This window comes from Mycobacterium sp. PS03-16 (assembly GCF_004570325.1).
In the GTDB taxonomy this organism is placed as follows: Bacteria; Actinomycetota; Actinomycetes; order Mycobacteriales; family Mycobacteriaceae; genus Mycobacterium.
Genome location: NZ_SPQO01000081.1, coordinates 1 through 964, shown reverse-complemented (window position 1 = coordinate 964; position 964 = coordinate 1). Strand labels below are relative to the sequence as shown.

Genomic DNA, 964 nt, shown 5'->3' with positions numbered 1-964 from the left:
AACTCGGCCACCTGGCCGCCCGCTACGAACGCGCCCTCAACCGCCAACACGCCCTCGGCCACACCGTCCTCGCCGCCCTGCGCGACAACCTCACCTACCACGACTTCGACGGCGCCTCAGCGAAAAATGTCCTGGTCGAACTGCTGCACCTGGCCCCCGACGCGGCCGCCGCCCGGATCAACGACGCCGCGCTCCTCGGCCCCCGCCACACGCTCTCCGGGGAGAAACTCGACCCCGACATGGCCGCCACCGCCGCTGCGCTGGCCCGCGGCGACATCAGCCCCGCCCACGTCCGCCACATCAAAACCTTCCTCAAAGAGCTGCCCCGCTGGACCGATCACGCCACCCGCACCGACACCGAGAACACCCTGGCCCGCCTCGCCGCCCGGCTCAGCCCCGACCAACTACGCGCCGCCGCCCAACAAATCCTCGACTACATCGACCCCGACGGCGCCGAACCCGACTACGACGAACAACAACGCAAACGCTTCATCCGCATCGGCCGCCAACAACGCGACGGCATGAGCACCCTCACCGGCCTACTCGACCCCGAAGGCCGCGCCCTGCTCGACGCCCTCATCGCCCACTACAACGGCGACAAGCAGGACACCAGCAACGACGGCGACACCACAGCCGATGACGCACCCATCGATGCACCGGTCGACAGCGAGCCCGGCGACCCGATCGCCGGGGAACCAGCCGAGCACAGCGACACCCCCGAGCCCCCGACCACCGACACAATCACCGACATCCCGCCATCGGACCCGCCCGACGCCCCCATACCGCCGTGGCTGGAGCGCGAAACCAAAAGCCAACGCGACTACGACGCACTGAAAGCCGGCCTGCGGCTCGCGTTGGCGTCCGGCGCCCTGGGCACCCGCCACGGCCTACCCGCCAGCATCGTCGTCACCACCACCCTCGACGACCTGGAAAAAGCCGCCGGCTACGCCCGCACCGCCGGCGG

1 protein-coding gene is annotated in these 964 nt (G+C 70.1%); it reads left to right on the top strand.

What is annotated here, in order from left to right; translation table 11 throughout:
• A partial coding sequence (locus tag E4P42_RS27540) for a DUF222 domain-containing protein (protein WP_245234258.1) occupies positions 1–964 on the top strand: 964 nt, incomplete at both ends.